Genomic DNA, 25,550 nt, shown 5'->3' on the forward strand with positions numbered 1-25,550 from the left:
CCACCCAGCTGCGGAGAAACGCCTGGCCAGTGGCACCATTGAACGGTGACTGCCGATCTGAGCAAGGGCTCCCGAGTCTCCCCGCTGGCTGCGCCGCTTTCCGCGGCCGACATCGACGAGGCCGCCAAGCGAATTTCCGGGGTGGTCACGCGCAGCCCGCTGCAGTTCAACGAGCGACTCTCGGAAGCCACCGGAGCCAACGTGTACCTCAAACGTGAGGACCTGCAGGCGGTGCGTTCCTACAAGGTGCGCGGGGCGTTCAACCTGATGGCGCAGCTCTCGCCCGAGGAGTTGGCAGCCGGCGTGGTGTGCTCCTCGGCAGGCAACCACGCCCAGGGCTTCGCCATGGCCTGCCGGTCGATGCGGACCCACGGCCGCGTGTATGTGCCGGCCAAGACTCCCAAGCAGAAGCGGGATCGCATCCGGTACCACGGCCGCGAGTTCATCGAGCTCATCGCGGTCGGGTCCACCTACGATCTGGCCGCTGCCGCGGCGCTCGACGATGTCGCGCGGACCGGGGCGACCCTGGTACCCCCGTACGACGATGTGCGGACGATGGCGGGCCAAGGCACCATCGCCGCCGAGCTGCTCGACCAACTCGACGGCGAGCCGGACCTGGTGATCGTCCCCGTCGGGGGCGGCGGCTGTATTTCCGGCATCACCACATATCTCGCCGAGCGCGCCTCGGACACCTCGGTACTCGGCGTCGAGCCGGCGGGTGCGGCCTCGATGATCGCCGCGCTGGCCGCGGGCGAGCCGGTCACCCTGGATCACGTCGACCAGTTCGTCGACGGTGCGGCCGTGGCGCGGGCCGGGGCGCTGCCCTACGCCGCGCTGGCCGCCGCCGGCGACATGGTCGCCCTCACCACGGTCGACGAGGGTGCGGTCTGCACCGCGATGCTCGACCTGTACCAGAACGACGGGATCATCGCCGAGCCCGCCGGGGCGCTGTCGGTGGCGGCACTGCTCGAAGCCGACATCGAGCAGGGTTCCACTGTGGTGTGTCTGATCTCCGGCGGAAACAACGACGTGTCCCGCTACAACGAGGTGGTCGAGCGCTCACTGGTGCACCTGGGGCTCAAGCACTACTTCCTGGTCGACTTCCCGCAGGAACCCGGGGCGCTGCGCCGGTTCCTCGATGACGTGCTCGGGCCGGGTGACGACATCACGCTTTTCGAGTACGTCAAGCGCAACAACCGTGAAACCGGTGAGGCACTGTGCGGTGTCGAGTTGAGCGCAGCGACCGACCTCGAAGGCCTGCTGGCGCGGATGGCGGACTCCGACATCCACGTGGAGTTGCTCGAACCCGGGTCGCCGACGTACCGGTACCTGACCTGAGAAACCGGATCTGAGGGTCGGGCCCTCAGGCGCTGATTCCGGTCGCCTCGTAACCTGCGCTCACCGCAGCGACTTTCTCATCCCGAACGCTTTCGGAGTCCCCGCGGAACAGGGACTTGGCGACCAGCTCGACGGCTCGGCGGCTGTCACTGAAGCCAGATGTTCGCGAAAGGTGAAGTGTCAGTGCGAGATAGAACAGGGCCGCCGCATCCTGCGGTGTGAAGAGGTGACCCTGGCCGTTCTTCGCGCTGATGATGTTGAACGCCGCCTTGTTGTGGATGCCGCTGTTGGTGTGCACACCGCCGTTGTCCCGGGTGGTGTGGACGTAGTCGCGCATGTGTGCGGGCTGGCCGAGCCGAGCCGGATCGCTCAGATCCCGCAGCGGCACCCCGGTGCCGTCGAGTTCTTCGCCCATCTCCCAGTTCCAGCTGTCGATGTCGGGTTTCTGGGAATTGGCGATGATGGTCCCCATGATGTCCGAAAAGGACTCGTTGAGTGCGCCGGACTCGTCCTTGTACTCGAGGCGGGCCGTGTTGTCCGTCAGTCCGTGCGTCATCTCATGGGCCACAACGTCCATGGCCACCGCATACGACCGCAGCTCGCCGCCGACGCTACGCTGGCCGTACACCATCTGGGTGCCGATCCAGGCGGCGTTGCGCCATTCCCCGGGCATCGGATCCTGGATGGACGTGCAGTTGATCGACGAGATGAACGGGCCGCCCTGGTTGTCGAGGCCGTTGCGCTGCAACGTGTTCACCAGATAGTCGGCGACCTCCTGGGCGTTGGCATGGGCGCTGATCGCGGCCGGGCTCCAAGGTGCCGGTGGATTGGAGATCGGCGCCGCGCCAGGTAGTGAGCGGAACTGCGATTCGATCTTGCGGAACCCGAAATCGTAGGTCTCGATGCGCCGGGTGGGGTCCACCAGTCGCTTGTTGTCGTTCTCATCGCGTTCGGCGCGGATACGCCGAGTCTGGCCGAGGGCATCGGTGGAGTCCAGTTCTTCCAGTGTCCACGAAATCGTCTGGGTGCGGGGAAGTTTGGCGACCAGGTCACCAGAATGAGCGTCGACGACGTAGTCGAAGAGCTCCGGCAGCGTTGCCGGGTGGCCGTCGGAGGTGCGCTTGCGGTGACGCTGTACGTTCTTGGCGATGTAGACCAGGCGCCACATCCCGGGGTCTGAGCTCTTGTCGAAGTAGAAATACAACCGGGGTGGCTCCGGCAATGGCAATGCATCTTTGCCTGCGTCCTTGACGATCGCATCCTGGGCTTGCGCCGGCGATATGGTCGCGACCGCGTCGACACCCTCGGGATTGCCGATCGCGGAATTGACGGCCAGCATGTTGTTCGCGTCATCCAACTCGATCGTGACCAGCGACCCGTATACGGGGATGCGTTGGCGGTATTGGGCGAACTTGACGACGGTGGAGTCGGTCAGCGGAATGGTTTCGGTGCCGAGGGCCAGGTACTCGGTCCCCGGACCCGCGCTGCTGTCGGTGATCGACGGCACCTCCGGGCTGGTGATCATCTGGTTGAGGTAGCGGCGCGCAGCCGATTCCGGATCGAGCGTCGCCACTTCGACCGCCGGCGCTGCGCCGGGCACGATTGCTTCGTCATTGATGGCCTGCACTGCCGGGCCCTGGAACTTGTCCGCACTGTGCAGTGCAAAGCTGTCTAACCCGTTGTCGTTCATCAGTTCTCACATCTCCTGCTCCGATGGGCTGGGCTGTCCGCCTCGGACCGGCCGGGTGTCGGCACCGTGGCATGGCCTGATCATGCGTCGAGAGCGACGCAGTTTGCGTGCGTAGTGACCTACTCGAATATCCCGACGATCGGGAGTCGCGGTGCCCGTGCGGTGCCGACACGGGGGCACGCGTTGTTCGCCTCGGCGCCGAACACAGGTAGTGATCTACGCGATGGCGTTCGCCGGTCGGCTGACGGCCCAGACGATGAGAGCGCACGCGGCGAAGGTAGCGCCGAGGACGCTGGATCCCGTCCAGCCCGCGGCCGAGAACGCAGCGGTCGTGGCGGTTGCCCCGAGGGCCGAGCCGAGTGAGTAGAAGAACATGTAGCCGCCGATAACGCTGCTGGTGCGGTGCGGGTGGGCTGTGGTGAGCAGATGTTGGTTGCTCACGTGTACGGCCTGCACCGCGAAGTCGAGCACGACGACACCGACGACGATCGGCAGCAGCGACCATGACACGTGCCCGATGGCCAGCCACGATACGGCCAGTAGTGCGAGCGCCCCGCCGGTGACCGTACTTGCGAACCCGGCGTCAGCCCAGTGTCCGGCCCGGGCGGCGCCGAGTGCGCCTGCGAGGCCGGCGATTCCGAAGAGTCCGATCTGAGCTGTGCTCAGATGCCACGGATCCGCTGCGAGTGGCAGCGCCAGGCCGCTCCACAGCGTTCCGAAGGAGGCGAACAGGAAGAACGCGATCAGTCCGCGTGAGACGAACAGGCGGTCACCGAACAGTTGGCCCAACGATGTCAGCACCTCGACGTAGGTGGTGTGCGCACGGGGCGGGTCGGGTGGCAGGAGTCGCGGGACGAGACATGCCAGCGTCAGCAACAGCACCGCCAGCGCCAGATAGACGCTGCGCCAACCCCAGGCCGCGGCAACGGCGCCCGCCGCCACGCGGGATCCGAGGATGCCGATGACGACTCCGGAGGTCACCACGCCGAGGGTGCGGCCGCGTTGTTCGGGTGTGGACAGGGCCGCAGCGTAGGCGACGGTGGTCTGAACGACGACCGCGAACAGGCCGGCGACCGCCAGGCCGGCGAGCAGCAGCCAGGACTGTGCGGCCGTCGCGGCCAGTGCCACGCCCACGGCGGCCAACAACAGGTGCCCGGTGATGAGGCTGCGGCGATCGACCATGTCGCCGAGCGGGACGAGAACGACCAACCCCACCAGATAACCCAGTTGTCCGGCGGTGACGATCGATCCCAGCTCGGCATCGGGCACGCCCAGGTCGTGGCCGATCAGGGCCAGCACCGGCTGTGCCGCATAGATCGTTGCGACGGCCACTGCGCACACGGTGGCGAGAAGTATCTTCAGGCCGACGGGCGGTTTCATCTACCCTCCAATTGGTTGCAAATTGCAACTGAACCGACGCTACGGCAGACTGGTTTCATTCAGCAACTCTTCAGGGAGAGTGATGGGCAAGGCGATGCCGCACAGCGATGACGTGACCTGGACCGATCCCGCATGTCCGGTGGCGCGGACCCTCGACCTGGTGGGGGATCGCTGGAGCCTGTTGATCGTGCGTGACGCCATGGACGGAGCCCGCGCCTTCACCGATTTTCAGCAGCGCACCGGCATCGCGCGCAACATCCTGACCGACCGCCTGCGCCGACTGGTCGACCGCGGCATCCTTGACCGGGAGACGGCCGCGTCGGGCCGGCGGCAGGTATACACGCTGACCCAGACCGGTCGTGACCTCTTCACGGTGGTGGTGGCGCTGCGCCAGTGGGGTGAGCGGCACGCGTTCGCAGCGGGTGAGTCGCATTCGGTACTGGTGGACCAGCGCGGTGAGCAGCTTTCCGAACTGCGGCCGACCAGCTCGCGCGGCGCCGCATTGGATCTCGACGGCACGTCCGTGCGGAAGGACTACTGATCCCGCTCGCTGCGCAGGACCGCGAAAGAATGCCCGGCCAATATCGTGGTGTCGGTGCCGACGTCGGGGTGATCCCAACCTAGGAGCAGCTCACCGGAGGCCGGTACCGCCAGCGCCCCGGGGCCCAGATTGCAGGCGATGGACACCGCGCCCCGATGCATAACGATCCAGCGCTGTTCTTCGTCGAAGTCGATCGACAAGTGGTCGAGCCAAGGGTCGGCGAGGTCGGGTTCGCTGCGCCGCAACGCGATCAGCGCGCGATAGGTGCGGTGGAGCCGACCATGATCACCCTCGGTGACCTCGCCCCAGTTCAGTTTGGAGCGCTGGAAGGTCGCTGGGTCCTGCGGATCGGGGATCTCGTCGGCGTCCCAGCCATGCTCGGCGAACTCGGCTTTGCGCCCCTCGGCAGTGGCGCGGGCAAGGTCCGGCTCGGGGTGTGAACTGAAGAACTGGAACGGCGAGGAAGATCCCCACTCTTCACCCATGAAAACCATTGCCGTATACGGTGACCCGAGTGCCAGTGCGGCCTTGACGGCCAGTTGGCCGAAAGTCAGGCGTTGCGACGGCCGGTCGCCCACAGCGCGGTTGCCGACCTGATCGTGGGTGAGCGTGTACGCCAGCAGTCGGGTGGCCGGAATGGTGGCGGTGTCCAACGGGCGACCATGCCGGCGTTGCCGGAACGACGAATAGGTGCCGGCGTGGAAGTAGCCGTGCTTCAACGTCTGCGCCAACGTCGACAACGATCCGAAATCGGCGTAGTAGCCCTGCCGCTCACCGGATACCGCGGTATGGATGGCGTGGTGGATATCGTCGTCCCACTGTGCGGTCAGGCCGTACCCGCCGCGGTCCCGCGGGGTGATCAGCCGGGGATCGTTGAGGTCACTTTCGGCGATGAGCGACAGTGGTCGGCCGAGTTCCTCAGCGAGGGCGTCGGTTTCGGCTGCCAATTCCTCGAGTAGATGGATCGCGGTGTTGTCGACGAGTGCGTGCACCGCATCCAGACGCAGCCCGTCGGCGTGGAAATCGCGCATCCAGCGCAAGGCGCAATCGATGATGTAGGTACGCACGGCATCGGCGTCGGCATCGGACAGGTTGATCGAACTGCCCCACGGATTGTGGCCGGACGACAGGTACGGGCCGAACCTCGGAAGGTAATTGCCGGACGGTCCGAGGTGGTTGAACACCGCGTCGATCAGCACGCCGAGACCACGTGCGTGGCACGCGTCGATGAGCCGAATGAGGCCGTCGGGACCGCCGTACGGCTCATGTACCGCGTACCAGAGCACCCCGTCATAACCCCAGCCGTGGGGCCCGTTGAATGCGTTGACCGGCATCAGTTCCACGAAATCGACACCGAGATCCACCAAATGGTCGAGCTTGTCGATGGCGGCGTCGAATGTGCCCTCGGGCGTGAAGGTTCCGGTGTGCAGTTCGTAGATCACCCCACCGCAAGTGGACCGGCCGGTCCAGGTGGTGTCGGTCCACGCATCGGCTGCGGGAGCCCACAGTTGCGAGCGGGCATGCACGCCGTCGGGCTGACGCGGTGAACGAGGATCTGGCAAGACCTCGGGATCCTCGTCGAGGACGAACCCGTACCTGGCGTCGGTGCGGCAGGCGACCTCGGCGCGCCACCATCCGTCTCCGGAACGCGCCATGTCGTGCAACGTTCCGTCCACGTCGACGCGCACCCGGTCCGGTAGGGGCGACCACACCTCGAATTCAGCCATCGGTGCGCTCCAACAAGGCCACCGGCGAATCGGCGAGCAGTTCGGACAGCTGCACCAGACCGGACCAGCGCCGTCCATTCAGCCGGTCCAGCCACTGGCCCTCGGGCAAGGGCAATGCCGTTTCTGCCCAGCCGGTTTCGGCGAGTTTCACAGTCCACCGGCACGCGGCCACCACCACATCCTGACCGCGCAGGTACGACACCAGATGTGTCGCGGCGCTACCGGTGGCCGGCAGCGGGGTGTAGCTGCCGGTCAGGAATGTGGACGGTCGGGCACGGCGCAGTGCCAGCGCAGTGGTGGTTACCCGTAGCTTCGCATCGTCGCCGCGTTCCAAGGCATCGCGCAGCGCCGCATAGTCGACCGGGCGCCTGTTGTCCGGATCGACCAGACTGTCCTCAGTCGTTTCGGTGCCCTGATAGATATCGGGAATGCCGGGGGCCGTCAGCTGGATGAGTTTCTGCCCCAGGCTGTCATTGCGGGCATGCGGGTCGAGCCGACTGACCAGCGCGGTCAGTTCGGCAGCGACCGGTCCGTCGAGTACGCGGTCCAGCCAGCCGTGTACTTCGTCCTCGAAGTCGTGGGTCGGATCATGCCAGGAGGTAGCGGTGGCGGCTTCCCGGATCGCCTTCTCGGTGTAGTCGTGTAGCCGGGTGCGAAGTTCGTCGGTGACGCTGCCGCAGACCGGCCAGACACCGAAGATGTTCTGCCACAGGAACAGTGCGGTGTCGCGGTCAGGGGGAGCGGAGGTTGCCGTCCACCGCTCGACGGACTCCGCCCACGTGTCCGGTACCTGGGACAACAGCCCGATACGGGCGCGAACGTCCTCGCTGCGCTTGGTGTCATGGGTCGACAGCGTGGTCATCGTCGACGGCCAGGCGCGCATCCGCGTCGTCGCCCGTTGGTGGAACTCGGCCGTCGTGACCCCGAACAACTCGGGTGCGCCGCCGACCTCGTTGAGTGAGACCAACCGGGCGTCGCGGTAGAACAGGCAGTCCTCGACAGCTTTGGCAGTCGCGGCGCCGCACAGTTGGTTGAACCGGGACCCCACCTCGGCGCTGTTGGACACGGCCACCGCGATCGTGGCCAGTGTATCGGTGAGTTCCGGTGCAGCGCAGGCAGTTTCCTGTAGCGCCACCGGCAGGACCGCGGCCAGCGCCGGATAGTCAGTGCGGTACACGCCGATCCCGCTGATCAGCGTGGCCACCGCCGCAGGCAACCGAGGGTCGTGCTGCGCGGTCACTGCGGCGATGGATCGGCACAGCCGGCCCAATTCGCTGGCGAGGGTGTCGACCACGGCGGCTGACTTGAGCGCGGATTCGGACCCGGGATCGGGACGGCCACTCACCGCGGTGAGTGCAGCCTCGCTGTCCGGGGCGATGAACAGTCCACCGACCTCGCGCAGCGTGTCATATCCGGTGGTGCCGTCGACCGGAAGTGACGGGTCGAGGGACTCGTCGGCGGCCAGGATCTTCTCCACCACGATCCAGGCGTCGGGGCCGGTGAGCTCACGTAACCACCGCAGATAGCCTGCCGGGTCCGTCAATCCGTCCGGATGATCGATACGCAGGCCGTCCACCAGCCCCTCGTCGAACCAGCGTTTGATCTCGACGTGGCTGCCGTCGAAAACGGCCCGGTCTTCCTGTCGCAGCGCCGCCAGGGAGGTGATCGAGAAGAAGCGACGGTAACCGCAGATCCCGCTGCGCCAGCCGGTCAACCGGTAATGCTGGCGGTCATGCACCTGGCCGCCGTTGCCCGTGCCTGTTCCGGGTGCGACGGGGAAGGCGAGATCGCCCAGTCTCAGCACGTCTCTCTCGACCACAAGGTCGGCCACGTCGTCGTCGGAACCCAGGACCGGCAACACAATCCGGCCGTCATCGAGTTCCCAGTCGATGTCGAAGTATTCGGCGTATGCAGACGCCCTGCCGTGCCGCAGCAGGTCCCACCACCAGGGGTTCTGTTCGGGGTGGGCGACCCCGACGTGGTTGGGCACGATGTCAACGATGAGACCTATGCCTCGGGATCGGGCGGCCTCGGAGAGCCGCCGCAACCCGTCCGGGCCGCCGAGGGCGGCCGACACCGTGGTGGGATCGGTGACGTCGTACCCGTGCGTGGATCCGTCTACGGCGGTCAGGATCGGGGACAGATACAGGTGTGACACCCCGAGGCGGTCGAGATAGTCCAGCAGGTTCACGGCGTCGTCGAATGTGCAGCAGTCGCCGCGCATCTGGAGCCGATACGTGGAAAGGACCGGGCGCGGCATGTCAGGCCGTCTTGCGCAGCACGAGCAAGGAGCGGGCTTGCAGCGAGATCTTCTCACCCGCGGCCACGATGAGATCGGAATCGCCTGTCGGACTGGCGGTATCGAGGTCGCCGGTCCACTCGGTGGCGTAGTCGCCGTTCGGGGTGACGAAATCCTGCTCGTGGTCGTTGGCGTTGAAGCACAACAAGAACGTGTCGTCGACGACGCGCTCGCCCCGGGCGTTGGGGGCCGGGATGGAGTCGCCGTTGAAGAACACGGCGACACACGTACCCAAACCCGTACCCCAGTCCTCCGGGGTCATCTCGGTACCCGCCGGGGTCAGCCAGGCGATGTCGCGAACCTGATCGCCGCTGCGGATCGGTTTGCCCTCGAAGAACCGGCGGCGCCGAAATGCCGCATGCCGCTTACGGAATGCCAGCACCTTGCGGGTGAACTCCAGGTGGTCGGCATTGGTCTCCAGCCGCGACCAGTCCATCCAGGACAGTTCGGAATCCTGGCAGTACACATTGTTGTTGCCCAGCTGGGTTCGGCCGATCTCGTCGCCGTGGGCGATCATCGGGGTGCCCTGGGACAGCATCAACGTCCCGGTGATGTTGCGCATCTGCTGGGCGCGCAGTGCCAGGATCTCCGGATCGTCGGTCGGCCCCTCGGCGCCACAGTTCCAGGACCGGTTGTGGCTCTCGCCGTCTCGGTTGTCCTCACCGTTGGCCTCGTTGTGCTTCTCGTTGTAGGACACCAGGTCGTTGAGGGTGAACCCGTCGTGACACGTGACGAAGTTGATGCTGGCGCCGGGGCGGCGCCCGGTGGCCTCGTAGAGGTCGGAGGACCCGGTCAGCCGAGACGCGAACTCGCCAAGTGTCGACGGCTCGCCGCGCCAGTAGTCACGCACGGTGTCGCGGTACTTGCCGTTCCACTCGGTCCACAGGCCGGGGAAATTGCCGACCTGATAGCCACCCTCACCGATATCCCACGGCTCGGCGATCAGCTTCACCTGGCTGACCACCGGGTCCTGCTGGACCAGGTCGAAGAACGCCGAAAGCCGGTCGACATCATAGAATTCGCGCGCGAGGGTGGATGCCAGGTCAAACCGGAACCCGTCGACGTGCATCTCCAGCACCCAGTACCGCAGCGAATCCATGATCAACTGCAGGGTGTGCGGGTGCCGGGCGTTGAGGCTGTTGCCGGTTCCGGTGAAATCCTTGTAGTACTCGGGTTGGCCGTCGAGCAGCCGGTAGTAGGCGGCATTGTCGATCCCGCGGAAATTGATGGTCGGACCGAGGTGGTTGCCCTCGGCGGTGTGGTTGTAGACCACGTCCAGGATCACCTCGATACCCGCATCGTGGAATGCCTTGACCATGGTCTTGAACTCGGCCACCGCGCCGCCGGCATGCCGGGTGGCCGCGTACTGAAAGTGCGGGGCGAAAAAGCCGACGGTGTTGTAGCCCCAGTAGTTTCGCAGCCCGAGGTCCAGCAGTCGGTGGTCGTGCATGAACTGGTGCACCGGCATCAGCTCGATAGCGGTGATGTTCAGCGACTGGAGATATTCGATGACCACCGGATGACTCAGCCCCGCGTACGTACCCCGGAGTTCCTCAGGGATACCGGGGTGAGTCTGGGTCATTCCCTTGACGTGTGCCTCGTAGATCACGGTGTCGTGATACGGCGTCTTGGGCGCCCGGTCCGAGCCCCATTGGAAGAACGGGTTGATCACCACGCTGGTCATGGTGTGGCCCAGAGAGTCGACTTCGGGCGGCGTGCCGGTTCCGGGCGGTTCGGCGGTCAGGTCATAGGAGAACAGGGCCTGACTGAAGTCGAAGTCGCCGTGAAACGACTTGCCGTACGGGTCCAGCAGCAGCTTGCTGGGGTCGCACCGATGTCCGGCACCGGGATCCCACGGGCCGTACACGCGATATCCGTAGCGCTGACCGGGTGTGACCGTGGGCAGATAAGCGTGCCAGACGTAGCCGTCGACCTCTTCGAGATTGATCCGATGCTCGGTGCCGTCCTTGGCGATGAGGCACAGTTCGACGCGTTCGGCGACTTCGGAGAATAGCGAGAAGTTGGTACCGGCACCGTCATAGGTCGCGCCGAGCGGGTAGGGCTCACCCGGCCAGACCGTCGACATCGGTGTTGGTGTCGGCGGCGGCACCGGAGACGACGGTGTTGGTGACGATGACGTCATGGTTTCACCACCAACCGGTGGCAACCGCCATCTGACGGCCGAGTTCACCTGTCATCGTGCGCATGTAGGTCGTGGAGAGATGGTGGGAATCGTGGTACAGCAACACATTTCCCTCCACCACGCGGCAATAGTCCTTACGGCACACTGCATTGCTCATGTCGAGTGGCTTGAGCAGAGGAAACCTCCCGACGAAATCCAGTGTGGGATTGTGGTCGGAGAGTACCTTGGACCGGTCGATGCCGCAGGAGATGGCATCGCCACCATTGGCCAGACAGTCGTACGGGAAGTACGGCTTGCCGTTTCGGGTGAGCCACGGGGTGTCGCGCATCGCCAGGATGGGAATGTTGTTCTCGGAGAGGGCTTCCCAGATTCCGATGTAGGTGCCGGGCATCACGTCACCAGGCTTGATGTTCCATGGGCGGGTGGAGGTGGTGAACACGAAGTTGGGGCGATCGGCGATGAGCTGGGACATCACCTTTCCGTTCCACTCACGGCATTTCGGGTACGGGCGGTTGTCGCCCATCACCAGCGGGTTTTCCTCTGTGGTCAGCGGACAACCCATCTTGAGGTAGGTGACCACCTTGAAGTTGTGCAGGCGACCCAGCAGATCCAGCGCGGTGATCCAGTGTTCGGCATGCGAACCTCCGGCCACCGCGATCGTCCGCGGCGAGTCCTTGTCGCCGTAGGTGCAGTTGATCACGTCGGTGTTGCCGAAATCGCTGATGCAGCCGTCGGTCGTGGACGCGGGCAGATCGTCCTTGGCCTCCAAAACCGTCGGACGCATCGGCAGCTTGGGCACCCGGGCGTGGTCGATGAGCGCGCGGGCTCCCGGATAGTCGCGGGCCGACAGCCCGGACAGTTCCTTGCCGTTGGCGCGCTGCACGGTGACGTGCTCGCGCCAGGTGAACGAGGTGGCCGTCAACGCGATGCCCAGCAGCCCGACGATGGAGCCGAGGACGATGGTGGGTCGACGCAGCCGGACCCGCCACGGAACGGCAGGTGCGGCGGTGGTGGCGGCCTTGGCCTTCTGCGAGCGCAGCGGCTCCTCGATGTAGCGCGTGGTGAGCCAGGCCAGGACCCCTGAGATCAGCAGCACGATGGTGCCCTCGAGGAAGTTGGCGTGGGCGTGGCCCGAGTAGGACAGCCAGAAGATCAGCAGCGGCCAGTGCCACAGGTACAGGGAATAGGCCATCGAGCCCAGCGACACAAACGGCTTTGTCGCCAGCATCCGGTTGGGTGCGGGCAACCGTTCGGCCGAGCTAGGGTCGTCTGTCCGGTTGGCGGCGGTCAGGATGAAGATGACGGTGGCTCCGACCGGCACCAGTGTCCACGGCCCGGGGAATTCCTTGACTCCGTCGATCAACCAGCCGCACGACACAATCGCGGCCAATGACACCGTCGCCAGGATGGTCCGCAGCCACATCGGCCAGCGCACCGCCGGGACCAATGCGCCGGCGAGTGCACCCAGCATCAGCTCCCAGCCGCGCGCAAAGCTGTTGTAGTAAGCGGTGGCCTGATCGGTGTTGTGGGCGATGATCGCGTACACGAAGGACGCGATGGTCAGGGCGCTCAGTAAAACGATGAACGCGGTGCGCAGGTGCCGTCCGAAGATCCGGCGGCCGAACAAGGCGAACCCGAAGACCACTGCCAGGAACGCCACATAGAACTGTCCCTGAACCGACATCGACCAGATGTGCTGCAGTGGACTGACCGCCTCACCGGCGCGAAGGTAGTCCGCGGCGGTGTTGGCCAGTTCCCAGTTCTGGTAGTAGCCGAGGCTTGCCAGGCTTTGGTCAGCAAACGTTTCCCAGCGGGTTTCGGGCTGCACGAGGATGGTCAGCACCGCACCGGCGGCAAGCACCACGACCAAGGCCGGCAACAGGCGCCGGACCAACCGGATCACCTCGGGAAGCAGCAACAGCGGCGCTTCCGGGTTGAGCGCGATGCGCAGCAGCTTGCCGCCGAAGAAGAATCCGGACAGCGCCAGGAAAACGTCGACACCACCGGAAACCCGGCCGAACCAGATGTGGAACATCGCCACCAGAGCGATGGCGATACCACGCAGTCCGTCCAGATCATGGCGGTAGAAGCCCGATTTTCGGGTGCCCATGACGGCGTGCGGAACGGAACCGGATTCGGTGCCGGGCTCCGTCCGGGGGGCGTCAAGGGTTTTCATGGTCGAGGCCAATTTACCTAACATCGGCCTGCAGCTCACATTTCGGATGCGTGCGTCACACTCTGTGAGCAAAGGGCTAGGCTGCCCGACTGTGGCTGAGCTGACCCCGGCGCAGATCAGCGCCATTGACGCAGCCCACATCTGGCACCCCTACAGCGCCATGGACGCGGATGCGTTGCCGCCGGTGGTTGCGGTCGGGGCCAAGGGCGCGTGGCTGACAGTGATCGACCCTACCGACGGCGCACCGATCGAGGTTCTCGATGCGATGGCGTCCTGGTGGACCGCCGTTCACGGACACGGACATCCGCTGCTGGACCGTGCCATCAACGACCAGCTCGCCACCATGAACCACGTCATGTTCGGCGGTCTGACCCACGAGCCGGCCGCACGGCTGGCCCAGCTGCTGGTGGACCTCACCCCCGCGCCCCTGGAGACCGTGTTCTTCAGCGATTCCGGGTCGGTGTCGGTGGAGGTGGCCGTCAAGATGGCACTCCAGTACTGGCGCAGCCTCGGCCGGGGCTCCAAACATCGCCTGATGACGTGGCGCGGCGGCTATCACGGCGACACGTTCACCCCGATGAGCGTGTGTGATCCGGACGGCGGCATGCACTCGCTCTGGAGCGATGTTCTGGTGGCCCAGGAGTTCGCGCCGCCGGTGCCCGGCGACTATCTACTGGCGTATAGCGACGCTTTCGAGCGGCAATTGGCCGAACATGCCGACGAACTCGCCGCGGTGATCGTCGAACCGGTGGTGCAGGGCGCCGGGGGTATGCGCTTTCATGACCCCCGGTATCTGGCCGACCTGCGGGCGATCTGCGACCGCCACGATGTCTTGTTGATCTTCGACGAGATCGCCACGGGATTCGGCCGCACCGGGAAGCTGTTCGCCGCCGAGCACGCCGGTGTCAGCCCGGACATCATGTGTGTCGGTAAGGCGATGACCGGCGGCTACATCACCTTGGCCGCGACGCTGTGTACCCGTGAGGTCGCGCGGACGATCAGTGCGGGGGAGCCCGGTGCGCTTATGCACGGGCCGACGTTCATGGCCAACGCGCTCGCCTGCGCCGTCGGCGTGGCTGCGGTGGAACTGCTGATCAGCGGTGATTGGTCGGCCCGGGTGGCCGAGATCGAGGGGGGCCTGCGGATGGGGCTGGAGCCGGCCCGCGCGCTGTCCGGTGTCGCCGACGTCCGGGTGCTCGGTGCCATCGGTGTGATCGAGATGTGCGAGCCGGTCGACATGCGGGTGGCGACGCTGGCGGCGTTGCGGCATGGGCTATGGCTACGCCCGTTCGGCAAGCTGATCTATGCCATGCCGCCCTTCATCTGCACGCCCGCGGAGGTGGAACAGATCACCGCGGGCATGGTCAGTGTGGCCCGTGCACTAACCTGAACGGTGTTCAATGGTCGGCACCGCCGACGTGTTCAATCGCCGGCCCACGGAGGAGCACCAGGTGACGCGCACAGACCTTTCACCGCTGGCCTGGCTGGCCGACGTCGAAACGCAGCGCCGGCAGGCCGGGCTTCGTCGCGAACTGCGCACCCGCCCCGCCGTGGCGACTGAACTGGATCTGGCCTCCAACGACTATCTGGGGCTGTCACAACACCCGGAGGTTCTCGACGGCGGCATCGAGGCGCTGCGCACCTGGGGAGCCGGTGCCGGTGGTTCGCGCCTGGTCACCGGAAACACCGAACTTCACGAGCTATTCGAGTCCGCCCTGGCGACGTTTGTCGGCGCCGAGTCGGCATTGGTCTTCTCGTCCGGCTACACCGCGAACCTGGGCGCCGTCGTCGCCTTGAGTGGTCCCGGCTCGCTGGTCGTCTCCGACGCTCTCACGCATGCGTCGCTGGTCGACGCCTGCCGACTGTCGCGCGCGCGGGTTGCCGTCACGCCGCACCGCGACGTCGATGCCGTCGAAGCCGCGCTGTCGTCACGCGCCGAGGAACGCGCGGTGGTGCTGACCGAATCGGTGTTCAGCACCGACGGGGCGCTGGCGCCGCTGCGCGAGTTGCACGCGGTCTGCCGCCGACACGGTGCACTGTTGCTCGTCGACGAGGCACACGGGCTTGGCGTTCGCGGGCCGGGCGGGCAGGGCCTGTTGTACGAGTCCGGCCTGGCCGGTGCGCCGGACGTGGTGATGACGACGACGCTGTCGAAAGCGCTCGGCAGTCAGGGCGGAGTGGTGCTCGGCCCTGAGCCGATCCGCGCCCATCTGATCGACGCGGCCCGCCCGTTCATCTTCGACACCGGACTGGCGCCTGCGGCCGTCGGTGCGGCCTTGGCTGCGCTGCGGGTACTGATCGCCGAGCCCCAGCGGGCGCAAGCCGTTTTGGACCACGCCGCCGAGCTGGCTCGGATTTCCGGCGACACCGCGGTGCCCGATTCCGCGGTGGTGTCGGTGATCCTCGGCGAGCCTGAGGTCGCCGTGGCTGCGGCCGCCGCGTGCCTGGAGCGTGGCGTCCGGGTGGGGTGCTTCCGTCCGCCGACGGTTCCTGCGGGCACCTCGCGGCTGCGTCTGACCGCCAGGGCCTCGCTGACCGCCGACGAGATGAGCCTGGCGCGTCAGGTGTTGACCGAGGTCCTGTCCGAGGCCCGGTTGTGAGCACGCTGGTCGTCACCGGGACCGACACCGGGGTCGGCAAGACCGTGACGACTGCCGCGTTGGCCTGTGCAGCCCGGCTTGCCGGGCTTGAGGTCGCGGTGTGCAAGCCCGTGCAGACCGGAACCGTCGACGGCGACAACGACCTCGGCGAGGTGAGCCGGCTGTCCGGGGTCGGCAATCTGCACGGGGGATGGCGCTACCCGGAACCGCTCGCGCCGGTGGCGGCCGCGCAGCGTGCCGGACTTCCATTGCCGACGAGTGCCGAGTTGGTGGACGCGGTGCGTGACGCCGAGGTTGCCGACGGGCTGACCCTCGTCGAAGGCGCTGGTGGCCTCCTCGTCGAGCTGGGTGCCGACGGCGTCACGCTGCGTGACCTGGCCTCCGAGCTCTCGGTATCCGTCCTGGTGGTGGTGTCTCCGGGGCTGGGAACGCTCAACCACACCGCGCTGACGTTGGAATCGCTTGCCGGACAAGGAATTACCTGTGCCGGCCTGGTGATCGGGGCCTGGCCGGAGAACCCCGGCGTCGCCGAGTTGGGGAACCGCGACGCGCTGGCACGGTTGGCGCCGGTGCGCGCAGCGCTCCCGGCAGGTGCCGGCAGCGTGAGCGCCGCGGAGTTCGAGAAGATTTGCGCCGACGCTTTCGACCAGGACTGGCTGACTGGTCTGGCCTGACATGGTCCACTCAGTCGAGCTGGTCTTCGACCCGGACACCGAAGCCACGGTCCGGCGAATCTGGGATGCACTGCGCGACGCCGACATTCCCAGCCAGGCGCCTGCCAGCCGGCCGCACTCGACGCTGACCGTCGCCCAACACATCGACGCCCAGGCTGACGCCGTGCTCACCGAACTCGTCGACCGCTTCCCGCTACCGTGCCGGCTCGGCGCGACACTGATCTTCGGGCGCTCGGCCGGGGTATTGGCGCGGCTCCTGGTGCCGACTGACGAGCTACTCGAAATCCAGGCGCAGGTGTATCGACTCTGCCTGCCGTTCATGGACCCGGCTCCGATGCCACACGCCGAGCCGGGGAGCTGGACCCCGCACGTCACGCTGGCCCGGCGGATTGCGCCGGCGAGGATGGCTGCCGCGGTGCGGGTCGCCGGACGTCCTGCGGAGATCGTCGGCCAGGTGATCGGACTGCGACATTGGGACGGCGACGCGCGCGCCGACTACCCGATCGGCTGACTGGGCCAGTCAGTCCTGGCGGCGCTGCAGGATGTCGCGCCCAGCGCTGAGTGTGCTCGCACCGCGCACCGCCAACCCGTCGACCAGCAATTGCAGGCCGAACGCGAACTGCCGCGACGCGTCGCGGTCAAGCACGGACTGCTCGTCGGCCAATGCTCCTGCGGCGTCCCACTGCAGCCGGGATTGCTCGTCGGCGGTGAAGCCGAGTACGTAATAGAGCACCGTCCGGGCGGCCAACTCGTCATCGGGTGACATCACACCGGCCTGCTGGACGGCGTCGGCGAGCTGCGCGACGATTCCACCGACGACCTGGGACTGCCCGGCCGCGAAGCTGGACGACACCAACTCGGCTCCGTCGGTGTGCGACAGCAGCGCGTCCCGCAATGCCACACAGATCTGGTGGATCCGACCCGGCCACGCCCTGGCGGTGTCCTCGATGCGGACAGGTTGCAGGATGCGGTCGGCGACAGCGCCGAGCAGTTCCTGCTTGTTGGCGAAATGCCAGTACAACGCGCCCGGGCTGACGTTGAGCTCACGGGCCAGGCGCCGCATCGTCAGGTCGGCGATGCCGTAGTTGTCCAGGATGGCGGTCGCCGCATCCACCACGTCGGGTTTGTGGAGTTGCACACCGTTACCCTAGCCTGAACGGTGTTCAATTGTCGGCCCGGCCGACGTGTTCAATTGTCGGCTCCGCCGGCCACATGATCCACAGGAGGACGTTTCGGTGACGCAGGCAGCTGTAGATGTACTGGGCGTAGCTCGCGAGCAGGTTCTGGAGCGTGGCGTCGGCCTCGACAAGGACCAGACGCTGCAGGTGCTGCAGCTTCCCGACGACCAGCTCGAAGAGCTGCTCGCCCTGGCCCATGAGGTCCGGATGAAGTGGTGTGGCCCCGAGGTCGAGGTCGAGGGCATCATCAGCCTCAAGACCGGTGGCTGCCCAGAGGACTGCCACTTCTGTTCGCAGTCGGGTCTGTTCGCCTCCCCGGTGCGTAGCGCCTGGCTCGACATCCCGAGCCTGGTCGAGGCGGCCAAGCAGACGGCCAAGACCGGTGCCACCGAGTTCTGCATCGTCGCCGCGGTGCGCGGCCCTGACGAGCGACTGCTGGCGCAGGTGGCCGCGGGCATCGAGGCGATCCGCAACGAGGTCGATATCCAGATCGCGTGCTCGCTGGGCATGCTGACCCAGGAGCAGGTGGACCGCCTCAAGGACATGGGCGTGCACCGGTACAACCACAACCTGGAGACCGCCCAGTCGTACTTCCCCAACGTCGTCACCACCCATTCCTGGGAAGAGCGCTGGGGCACGCTGGAGATGGTGCGCGAGGCCGGTATGGAGGTCTGCTGCGGCGGCATTCTCGGCATGGGGGAGACACTGGAGCAGCGCGCCGAGTTCGCCGCCAACCTGGCCGAGCTCGATCCGCACGAGGTGCCGCTGAACTTCCTCAACCCGCGCCCCGGTACGCCGTTCGGCGACCTGGAGGTGCTCCCCGCCGCCGACGCGCTGCGTGCCGTCGCCGCCTTCCGGTTGGCGCTGCCGCGCACCATGCTGCGGTTCGCCGGCGGTCGTGAGATCACCCTCGGTGACCTGGGCGCGAAGCAGGGCATCCTGGGCGGCATCAACGCAGTCATCGTCGGCAACTACCTGACCACGCTGGGCCGTCCGGCCGAGTCTGACTTGGAGCTGCTCGACGATCTGCAGATGCCGATCAAGGCGCTGAACGCCACCCTGTAGAACTGGTGGTGATGGTTCACGATCTGCCCGCGCCTGTCGGCGCCGGCCTATACAACGTCTACACCGGGGTCCAGGCGGACGCGGCGGACGGAAGTGTCATTCCGACCGCTGCTCAGCTCGGACTGGAACCGCCCCGGTTCTGCGCCGAGTGCGGCCGTCGGATGATTGTCCAGGTGCGGCCCACCGGGTGGTGGGCCAAGTGTTCGCGGCATGGGCAGGTGGATTCGATGGACCTGGATACGCGGCGATGAGCCTCTCGGGCGAAGAGCAGAAGGCACCGATGAGCCTCTCGGGCGAAGAGCAGAAGGCACCGATGAGCCTCTCGGGCGAAGAGCAGGTTGCCGAGGCCGGCCCGCGTCCCGCCAACCTCCCTGGCGCACCGCGGGTTTCGCGCGGGCGGGCAGTGCTGATCGTGATGGCCGCTCTCGTGGTGGCGGGTGCGGTGATCGGTGCGCTGTGGGCCTGGCTGGCGCCGGGGATTCACGGCGTGGTCGCTTTGACCCGCAGCAGTGAGCGGGTGCACGCGTATCTGGGCAGTGAATCCGACCATTTCTTCACGTCGGCATTCATGTTTGTCGGCATGCTTGTCGTCATGGCAGTCGTGGCCGCGGTGGCGCTGTGGCAGTGGACCCCGCATCGCGGGCCGGTTCTGGTCGCGGCATTGGCCGCGGGTTGTGCGTTGGCCACCGGGGTGGCTGCCGGCGTCGGTGTGGCGCTGACCCACTTGCGGTTCGGCTCGGTGGACATCGCCGGAGCTCCGGTGACCCCGGAACATCGGGTGCACTACATGTTGGAGGCGCCGTCGGTCTTTTTCGGGCACACACCGCTGCAGATCGCCGGCACGATCCTGTTCCCTGCGGCTGCGGCGGCGATGGTCTACGCGCTGATTGCGGTCTCGACGGTGCGCGATGACCTGGGTGCCTGGCCCCCTGTGGAGACGCCGACGTATCCGGTGATCCCGCCGGTGGTCACTCCGCCGGGGGCTTGATTCGATTCCCGTTCTGCCGGCGCCCGGCCGATCAGAGCGGGTGTCGCCGGACCGTCCGGCCCATAGCGACCTTGGCGGTGATTCCGGCCAGTCGCGCCATACCCATGTAGGTCATCGGGTTGAGCAGCGTCGGCCATTTGGACCGCACCAGGTTGGCGGTGAGCGGGCGGTCGGCGAACCGGTCGGTCAACCAGCGCAGCGCCATCGGCGCCGAGAACGGATGCAGCAGCAGATGTTCGCTGAACATGTCGCGGTGGTAAGTCACGTCGGCGCCACCGGCCAGGTAGGTATCGGCCAGTTTGTCGATGTCGTCGACCGAGATGATTTCGTCGTGCACCGCCTGCACGATCAGTACGGGTGGGACCGGTACCGCCACACCGAGTTTGGTGTCGTGGAACACCTCACTGACCTCGGGTCCGTCGAGGATCTCGTTCAGCGGCATGTCGACCAGATCAGCCATGTCGGTACGGAACATCCGCACGATGGCCTCCACGGTCGTCATCCGGTGTAGCCGATCGAGGACTTTGCGTCCCTCGGTGGTGGCGTGCTCGGCGATGACGCGGTTGAGGTTGGGGTAGATGTCGGCGAGGGCGGCCACGACAAGGGCCGGCAGCCCGGAGAACACGGTGCCGTTCAGCCGGCGGAATGTGTTTCCGAGATCGCCGACGGGTGAGCCGAGGACCGCGCCGACGATGTTCAGTTCGGAGGCGTAGCTGCCGGCCATCTCGGCGGCCCAGGCGCTGGCCAGTCCACCGCCGGAATAGCCCCACAGGCCGATGCGCGCGGACGGTGACAAGGACAGGCGCTCGCTGTTGATCGCCGCACGCAAGCCGTCGAGGACCCGGTAACCGGGCTCGTAAGGCGCGCCCCACATGCCGTTGACGCCCTCATGGTCGGGTACCGAGACCGCCCAGCCCTCGGCCAGTGCGGCCGAGATGAGGAGGAGCTCCAGTTGCGCCAGGGAACCGGTGGCCTTCGCGTGGCGGCGCAGCGCGTAGGACGGGAAGCAGCGGGCCGAGATGGCGTCGATGGCGCACTGGTAGGAGACCACCGGACAGTCCGGCGCGGCGTCGGGCGGGACGATGACGGTGGTGGCCGCCGCTTCGGGGATTCCGTTGCGGTCGGTGGAGCGATACAGCAGCTGCGTGGCCTGCTGGCGCTGCGGGATCAAGCCGAGAAAGGCCAGTTCGACATCGCGGCTGCGCAGGACGGTGCCTGGCTCGGCGTGCTCGAACCCCGCAGGTGGGACGTAGAACGCATCTCTGTGCGGAAGTTCGGGTCGGGCCGCCTGGTCGAGCGCCTCATGAGGTGCTCGACCGATCCATTCAGCTCCGGAGGCACGTGCCGCACTGCCCAAGTCCATCAGGGCATTCTTACTTAAGGAGGGTCTAAGAATCCAGTCGACTCACACAGGCGGGCGCAATGCGGCGAATTCGTCGGTGACGCGGTACCGGGATTCGGTGAAGCGGTATAGGGCTGCTGGACGCCCGCCGCTGCGGCCCGATCGAGCGGTGGTGCCGGTGCGGGTGATGACTTTGCGACGTTCCAGAACTCGCTGCAGGTTTGTCGCGTCGACTTGATAGTCGAGCGCGGCGCTGTAGATGTCGCGCAGCGTGGACAGGGCGAATTCTTTTGGTGCCAAAGCGAATCCGATGTTGGTATACGACATCTTGGCGACCAGCCGGTTGCGCGCGTGTTCGACCATCGGCGCGTGGTCGAAGGCCATCGGGGGCAGGTCGCTGACCGGATGCCACCGGGTGTCGGGCGGTAGAGCTGGGGTCGAGGGGGAGGGCATGAGGCCCAGGAATGTGGATGCGATGGTCCGCACGCCAGGAACCCGATGTGGATCGGAGAACACTGCCAGTTGTTCGAGGTGGGCAAGTTCACGCAGGTCAACCTTCTCGGCCAGCTGTCGCCGAACCGAGCTGATCAGGTCCTCGTCGTCATCGAGTTGACCGCCGGGCAGAGACCATTTGCCCCGCTCCGGATCCAGCGCCCGCTGCCAGAGCAGCACATTGAGGGCGGGTTGCCGGGTGTCGAGACCGCGAACCTGGAACACAGCGGCGAGTACTTCGTGCGCGGTGTTACGATGTGGCATGTTTTCGATTATAAGTCGAAAACCTGACGCAGTGGAGGAGGTCGGCGTGACCGCTCTCAATGACACCCTCTCGGGGGGCTTGGCAGAACAGATCGTCGATGGTCCCGGTGGCTATTCCGGCGTTGACGGCGACGAGAAATGGGCTGCTGAGATCCGCCGTTTGGTCGATCTTCGCGGCGCGACGCTGCTGGCGCACAACTACCAGCTGCCGGCCATCCAGGACGTCTCCGACCACGTCGGCGATTCCCTGGCGCTCTCGCGCATCGCCGCAGAGGCCCCCGAAGACACCATCGTGTTCTGCGGTGTGCACTTCATGGCCGAGACGGCCAAGATCCTCAGCCCTGCCAAGACGGTGCTGATCCCGGACCAGCGGGCCGGCTGCTCGCTGGCCGATTCGATCACCGCCGACGAGCTGCAGGCCTGGAAGGACGAGCACCCAGGCGCGGTCGTCGTGTCGTACGTCAACACCACCGCCGCGGTGAAGGCGCTGACCGACATCTGCTGCACGTCGTCGAATGCCGTCGAGGTGGTGGCGTCCATCCCCGAGGACCGTGAGGTGCTGTTCTGCCCGGATCAGTTCCTGGGTGCGCACGTGCGGCGCGTCACCGGTCGTAAAAACCTGCATGTCTGGGCCGGCGAATGCCACGTCCACGCCGGGATCAACGGCGACGAATTGGCGGCCCAGGCCCGGTCGCACCCCGACGCCGAACTGTTCGTCCACCCCGAATGCGGTTGTGCCACCTCGGCGCTCTACCTGGCCGGAGAGGGTGCGGTTCCCGAGGATCGGGTGAAGATCCTGTCCACCGGGGGCATGCTCGACGCTGCGCGGGAGACCCGGGCCCGGCAGGTTCTCGTCGCCACCGAGGTCGGCATGCTGCACCAGTTGCGCAGGGCCGCACCGGAAGTCGACTTTCTGGCCGTCAATGACCGGGCTTCGTGCGCCTACATGAAGATGATCACCCCGGCCGCCCTGCTGCGCTGCCTGATCGAAGGCGCCGACGAGGTGCATGTCGATCCCGAAACCGCCCGCCTGGGTCGTGCCAGCGTGCAGCGGATGATTGCGATTGGTCAGCCCGGCGGCGGCGAATGACCCCGACGGGCAGTGCCCGGGGCACGAGCCGTTTCGCCTGCGGCAGTTCAACGCTGTGGCAGCAGCGTGCTGATGTCGTTGTGGTCGGCACCGGGGTCGCGGGCCTGGTGGCGGCTCTGGCCGCGCATCGCCGTGGCCGCCGGGTGGTGGTGCTGAGTAAGGCCCGTGAGACGGCGACTTTCCATGCGCAGGGCGGGATCGCCGTGGTGCTGCCGCACACCGACGACTCGGTCGAGGCGCACGTCGCCGACACCATCGCCGCCGGGGGCGGACTGTGCGATCCGGACTCCGTGCGCTCCATCGTCGCGGCCGGCTATGACGCGGTGGCGGAACTGGTCGCCGACGGTGCACAGTTTGACGAAACCGCTCCCGGGCGCTGGGCACTGACGCGGGAGGGCGGCCACACCCGGCGCCGGATCATTCACGCCGGCGGCGACGCGACCGGGGCCGAGGTGCAGCGCGCCCTCGATTCGGCAGCGGCCAAACTCGACATCCGGCGTGACCATGTGGCCTGCGAGATCCTGCGCGACGACCGTGGTGTGACCGGAGTGCTGGTCCGCAACGAGGACGGCCTGGGTATCGTGCACGCGCCGTCGGTCATTCTGGCCACCGGGGGCCTCGGCCACGTGTATGCGGCCACCACCAACCCCACTGGCTCGACCGGTGACGGCATCGCTTTGGCGATGTGGGCCGGTGTCCCGGTCCGCGACATCGAGTTTGTCCAGTTTCATCCGACGATGCTCTATGCCGAGAACGGTGGTGGGCGGCGCCCTCTCATCACCGAAGCGCTGCGTGGTGAAGGCGCCATACTCATTGACTCGCAAGGAAACCCGGTCACTGACGGGGTTCACCCGATGGGGGACCTGGCCCCGCGGGACGTCGTCGCGGCAGCCATCAACGCCCGGCTGACCGTCACGGGTGACCCGTGCGTGTACCTGGATGCCCGCGGCGTCGACCGGTTCGCCGACCGGTTTCCCACGGTTGCGGCGGCCTGCGCGGCGGCTGGTATTGATCCGACCTGCGAACCCATTCCGGTGGTGCCCGGTGCGCACTACAGCTGTGGCGGCGTGGTGACCGACGTGCACGGACGTACTGAACTGCGGGGTCTTTTCGCCGCGGGCGAGGTGGCCCGCACCGGAATGCACGGGGCCAACCGATTGGCCTCCAACAGCCTTCTGGAAGGACTGGTCATCGGCGGCCGGGCGGGCCGGCTGGCAGCCGAGCACGCCGGCGAGGCGGGCTCGGTGCGCGCGCAGGCACCGCTGGACCGTCGCCATGATTCCGTTGAACGAGATGTCCTGCAGCGCACCATGTCCGACTATGCCTCAGTGGTGCGCGACGCCGATGGCCTGCGCCGTCTCGACTCGTTTCTGGCCGATGCGCGACCGGTCCAGCCTGCCACCCGCCAGAGCTTCGAAGATGCCGCGCTCACGGCAACCGCGCGGGCGATCGCCGTCGCAGCCCTCGCCCGTACCGAAAGCCGGGGTTGCCACCATCGTGGCGACCATCCCGAAACCGACCCCGCTCAGGAGCACTCTGTGACGATTCGTGCCGTAGCCGGCCGTCCCGCCCTCGACGCCCCAACGGCGGTGTGCTGATGACGCTTTCGGACACCGAGTTGGCGGAGGCCCGGGCCACGATTGCACGTGCGCTCGAAGAGGACCTGCGCTACGGCCCGGATGTGACGACCCTCGCCACCGTGGGCGCCGATGCGATGACCACGGCGTCGGTGGTGAACCGGGAGGCGGGCGTGGCCGCGGGTGTCGACATCGCGCTGCTGGTGCTCGACGAGGTACTCGGTGCTGACGGCTACCGCGTGATCGACCGCGTCGACGACGGTGCCCGGTTGGACGCCCGTTCGGCGATCCTGACCGTCGAGGCGCCGACCCGGGGTCTGCTGACCGCCGAGCGCACCATGCTGAACCTGATGTGCCACCTGTCGGGGATTGCCACCGCGACCGCGGCCTGGGTCGACGCGGTGGCCGGCACTCACGCCAAGATCCGCGACACCCGCAAGACGCTGCCGGGCCTGCGGGCGCTGCAGAAGTACGCGGTGCGGGTCGGCGGCGGCGTCAACCACCGGATGGGACTTGGCGACGCGGCACTGATCAAGGACAACCACGTCGCTGCTGCCGGGTCGGTGCTGGCCGCGCTCAAGGCTGTCCGGGCGGAGGCCCCTGACCTGCCGTGCGAGGTCGAGGTGGATTCCCTCGAACAACTCGATGACGTGCTCGCCGCCGATGTGGAACTGGTGCTGCTCGACAACTTCCCGGTGTGGCAGACCCAGATCGCGGTTCAGCGTCGCGACACGCGCTCGCCCAAGACACTGCTGGAATCCTCGGGAGGCCTGTCCCTTGACAGCGCTGCCGAGTACGCCGGTACCGGGGTCGACTATCTGGCGATCGGCGCCCTCACTCATTCGGTGCGGGTGCTCGATATCGGTCTGGACACCTAACCCTCAGGGATGTACCGAGTACGCGGCCGCGGGACCGAAAGGTGCGCCGACCTGGCCGGTTCGTTTGGGCCTGTCGGCGGGGCCAACCGTGCCTACTTTGGGGCCGTA

General features: G+C 66.7%; 21 protein-coding genes. 12 read left to right on the forward strand and 9 right to left on the reverse strand.

Features of this window, described 5'->3' with window-relative positions; genetic code table 11:
* Window positions 1–45 precede the first annotated feature (45 nt).
* Complete coding sequence (gene ilvA / locus HBE63_RS10060) at window positions 46–1,338, forward strand: threonine ammonia-lyase IlvA (RefSeq protein ID WP_166904622.1); 1,293 nt, start codon at window positions 46–48, stop codon at window positions 1,336–1,338.
* 25 nt (window positions 1,339–1,363) lie between these two features.
* On the opposite strand, the gene HBE63_RS10065 is transcribed toward ilvA, so the two are convergent.
* Window positions 1,364–3,028, reverse strand: a complete 1,665-nt coding sequence (locus HBE63_RS10065) for a M4 family metallopeptidase (RefSeq protein ID WP_166904623.1) — start codon at window positions 3,026–3,028, stop codon at window positions 1,364–1,366.
* A 216-nt stretch (window positions 3,029–3,244) separates the two neighbouring features.
* Entirely contained in the window at window positions 3,245–4,408 is a 1,164-nt protein-coding gene (locus HBE63_RS10070) for an MFS transporter (protein WP_166904624.1), read from the reverse strand.
* A gap of 82 nt (window positions 4,409–4,490) precedes the next feature.
* Between HBE63_RS10070 and HBE63_RS10075 the strand changes: the two genes are divergently transcribed.
* Window positions 4,491–4,949: a helix-turn-helix domain-containing protein gene (locus tag HBE63_RS10075; RefSeq protein ID WP_243858592.1), complete on the forward strand. Its 459-nt coding sequence runs from the start codon at window positions 4,491–4,493 to the stop codon at window positions 4,947–4,949.
* Here HBE63_RS10075 and treZ read toward each other — a convergent pair.
* From treZ to HBE63_RS10095, 4 genes are all read right to left on the reverse strand, one after another.
* Complete coding sequence (gene treZ / locus HBE63_RS10080) at window positions 4,943–6,676, reverse strand: malto-oligosyltrehalose trehalohydrolase (RefSeq protein ID WP_166904625.1); 1,734 nt, start codon at window positions 6,674–6,676, stop codon at window positions 4,943–4,945. The genes HBE63_RS10075 and treZ overlap by 7 nt on opposite strands.
* Complete coding sequence (gene treY / locus HBE63_RS10085; protein WP_166904626.1) at window positions 6,669–8,936, reverse strand: malto-oligosyltrehalose synthase; 2,268 nt, start codon at window positions 8,934–8,936, stop codon at window positions 6,669–6,671. Before treY ends, treZ begins: the two co-directional genes overlap by 8 nt.
* A gap of 1 nt (window position 8,937) precedes the next feature.
* Window positions 8,938–11,061, reverse strand: a complete 2,124-nt coding sequence (gene glgX, locus HBE63_RS10090; RefSeq protein WP_166909613.1) for a glycogen debranching protein GlgX — start codon at window positions 11,059–11,061, stop codon at window positions 8,938–8,940.
* A 61-nt stretch (window positions 11,062–11,122) separates the two neighbouring features.
* Complete coding sequence (locus HBE63_RS10095; RefSeq protein ID WP_166904627.1) at window positions 11,123–13,294, reverse strand: acyltransferase family protein; 2,172 nt, start codon at window positions 13,292–13,294, stop codon at window positions 11,123–11,125.
* Window positions 13,295–13,385: 91 nt separating this feature from the next.
* On the opposite strand from HBE63_RS10095, the gene HBE63_RS10100 reads away from it, so the two are divergent.
* Genes HBE63_RS10100 through HBE63_RS10115 form a run of 4 tightly spaced genes read left to right on the forward strand, consistent with a single transcriptional unit; the run spans window position 13,386 to window position 17,079 of the window.
* Entirely contained in the window at window positions 13,386–14,684 is a 1,299-nt protein-coding gene (locus HBE63_RS10100; protein WP_166904628.1) for an adenosylmethionine--8-amino-7-oxononanoate transaminase, read from the forward strand.
* Window positions 14,685–14,694: 10 nt separating this feature from the next.
* Window positions 14,695–15,894 (forward strand): 8-amino-7-oxononanoate synthase, encoded by a 1,200-nt coding sequence (locus HBE63_RS10105; protein WP_166904629.1) that lies wholly within the window; start codon window positions 14,695–14,697, stop codon window positions 15,892–15,894.
* Entirely contained in the window at window positions 15,891–16,568 is a 678-nt protein-coding gene (gene bioD / locus HBE63_RS10110; protein ID WP_166904630.1) for a dethiobiotin synthase, read from the forward strand. Before HBE63_RS10105 ends, bioD begins: the two co-directional genes overlap by 4 nt.
* 1 nt (window position 16,569) lies before the next feature.
* Window positions 16,570–17,079, forward strand: coding sequence for a 2'-5' RNA ligase family protein (locus tag HBE63_RS10115; RefSeq protein ID WP_166904631.1), 510 nt, complete (start codon window positions 16,570–16,572; stop codon window positions 17,077–17,079).
* Between the two features lie 9 nt (window positions 17,080–17,088).
* Here HBE63_RS10115 and HBE63_RS10120 read toward each other — a convergent pair whose 3' ends face one another.
* Window positions 17,089–17,706 carry a TetR family transcriptional regulator gene (locus HBE63_RS10120; protein ID WP_166904632.1) on the reverse strand — a complete coding sequence of 206 codons (618 nt, stop codon included), beginning with the start codon at window positions 17,704–17,706 and terminating at the stop codon, window positions 17,089–17,091.
* Window positions 17,707–17,803: 97 nt separating this feature from the next.
* On the opposite strand from HBE63_RS10120, the gene bioB reads away from it, so the two are divergent.
* The 3 genes from bioB (at window position 17,804) to HBE63_RS10135 (ending at window position 19,799) form a co-directional block, all read left to right on the forward strand.
* Entirely contained in the window at window positions 17,804–18,811 is a 1,008-nt protein-coding gene (gene bioB / locus HBE63_RS10125; protein WP_166904633.1) for a biotin synthase BioB, read from the forward strand.
* 11 nt (window positions 18,812–18,822) lie between these two features.
* A complete protein-coding gene (locus tag HBE63_RS10130; RefSeq protein ID WP_166904634.1) occupies window positions 18,823–19,062 on the forward strand; it encodes a hypothetical protein in 240 nt (79 codons plus the stop codon).
* Window positions 19,063–19,226: 164 nt separating this feature from the next.
* Window positions 19,227–19,799, forward strand: a complete 573-nt coding sequence (locus HBE63_RS10135; RefSeq protein ID WP_243858710.1) for a DUF2567 domain-containing protein — start codon at window positions 19,227–19,229, stop codon at window positions 19,797–19,799.
* Window positions 19,800–19,830: 31 nt separating this feature from the next.
* Here the strand turns inward: HBE63_RS10135 and HBE63_RS10140 are convergent, their stop codons facing one another.
* Together HBE63_RS10140 and HBE63_RS10145 are read right to left on the reverse strand one after the other, a co-directional pair.
* A complete protein-coding gene (locus HBE63_RS10140) occupies window positions 19,831–21,165 on the reverse strand; it encodes a lipase family protein (RefSeq protein ID WP_243858711.1) in 1,335 nt (444 codons plus the stop codon).
* 39 nt (window positions 21,166–21,204) lie between these two features.
* Window positions 21,205–21,897, reverse strand: a complete 693-nt coding sequence (locus tag HBE63_RS10145; RefSeq protein ID WP_166904636.1) for an NUDIX domain-containing protein — start codon at window positions 21,895–21,897, stop codon at window positions 21,205–21,207.
* A gap of 46 nt (window positions 21,898–21,943) precedes the next feature.
* Here HBE63_RS10145 and nadA point away from each other — a divergent pair, with 46 nt between their 5' ends.
* The 3 genes from nadA to nadC are packed head-to-tail and all read left to right on the forward strand — an operon-like array spanning window position 21,944 to window position 25,442.
* Window positions 21,944–22,987: a quinolinate synthase NadA gene (gene nadA, locus HBE63_RS10150; protein ID WP_166904637.1), complete on the forward strand. Its 1,044-nt coding sequence runs from the start codon at window positions 21,944–21,946 to the stop codon at window positions 22,985–22,987.
* The gene (locus HBE63_RS10155; protein WP_166904638.1) at window positions 22,984–24,585 is read left to right on the forward strand and encodes an L-aspartate oxidase; all 1,602 of its coding nucleotides are present in this window, start codon (window positions 22,984–22,986) and stop codon (window positions 24,583–24,585) included. The genes nadA and HBE63_RS10155 overlap by 4 nt, the downstream gene beginning before the upstream one ends.
* On the forward strand, window positions 24,585–25,442 hold the full coding sequence (nadC, locus tag HBE63_RS10160; protein ID WP_166904639.1) for a carboxylating nicotinate-nucleotide diphosphorylase: 858 nt from the start codon (window positions 24,585–24,587) through the stop codon (window positions 25,440–25,442). The genes HBE63_RS10155 and nadC overlap by 1 nt, the downstream gene beginning before the upstream one ends.
* The last annotated feature ends 108 nt before the right edge of the window (window positions 25,443–25,550 follow it).

Source organism: Mycobacterium sp. DL440, assembly GCF_011745145.1.
In the GTDB taxonomy this organism is placed as follows: domain Bacteria; phylum Actinomycetota; class Actinomycetes; order Mycobacteriales; family Mycobacteriaceae; genus Mycobacterium.

What these genes read in the sequence shown, in the direction of transcription:
- HBE63_RS10065 (WP_166904623.1), bottom strand. Translation starts at nt 3,028, where the DNA reads ATGAACGACAACGGGTTAGACAGCTTTGCACTGCACAGTGCGGACAAG.
- HBE63_RS10070 (WP_166904624.1), bottom strand. Translation starts at nt 4,408, where the DNA reads ATGAAACCGCCCGTCGGCCTGAAGATACTTCTCGCCACCGTGTGCGCA.
- HBE63_RS10075 (WP_243858592.1), top strand. Translation starts at nt 4,491, where the DNA reads ATGGGCAAGGCGATGCCGCACAGCGATGACGTGACCTGGACCGATCCC.
- treZ (WP_166904625.1), bottom strand. Translation starts at nt 6,676, where the DNA reads ATGGCTGAATTCGAGGTGTGGTCGCCCCTACCGGACCGGGTGCGCGTC.
- treY (WP_166904626.1), bottom strand. Translation starts at nt 8,936, where the DNA reads ATGCCGCGCCCGGTCCTTTCCACGTATCGGCTCCAGATGCGCGGCGAC.
- glgX (WP_166909613.1), bottom strand. Translation starts at nt 11,061, where the DNA reads ATGTCGACGGTCTGGCCGGGTGAGCCCTACCCGCTCGGCGCGACCTAT.
- HBE63_RS10095 (WP_166904627.1), bottom strand. Translation starts at nt 13,294, where the DNA reads ATGAAAACCCTTGACGCCCCCCGGACGGAGCCCGGCACCGAATCCGGT.
- HBE63_RS10105 (WP_166904629.1), top strand. Translation starts at nt 14,695, where the DNA reads ATGGTCGGCACCGCCGACGTGTTCAATCGCCGGCCCACGGAGGAGCAC.
- HBE63_RS10115 (WP_166904631.1), top strand. Translation starts at nt 16,570, where the DNA reads ATGGTCCACTCAGTCGAGCTGGTCTTCGACCCGGACACCGAAGCCACG.
- HBE63_RS10130 (WP_166904634.1), top strand. Translation starts at nt 18,823, where the DNA reads ATGGTTCACGATCTGCCCGCGCCTGTCGGCGCCGGCCTATACAACGTC.
- HBE63_RS10135 (WP_243858710.1), top strand. Translation starts at nt 19,227, where the DNA reads ATGGCCGCTCTCGTGGTGGCGGGTGCGGTGATCGGTGCGCTGTGGGCC.
- HBE63_RS10145 (WP_166904636.1), bottom strand. Translation starts at nt 21,897, where the DNA reads ATGCCACATCGTAACACCGCGCACGAAGTACTCGCCGCTGTGTTCCAG.
- HBE63_RS10155 (WP_166904638.1), top strand. Translation starts at nt 22,984, where the DNA reads ATGACCCCGACGGGCAGTGCCCGGGGCACGAGCCGTTTCGCCTGCGGC.
- nadC (WP_166904639.1), top strand. Translation starts at nt 24,585, where the DNA reads ATGACGCTTTCGGACACCGAGTTGGCGGAGGCCCGGGCCACGATTGCA.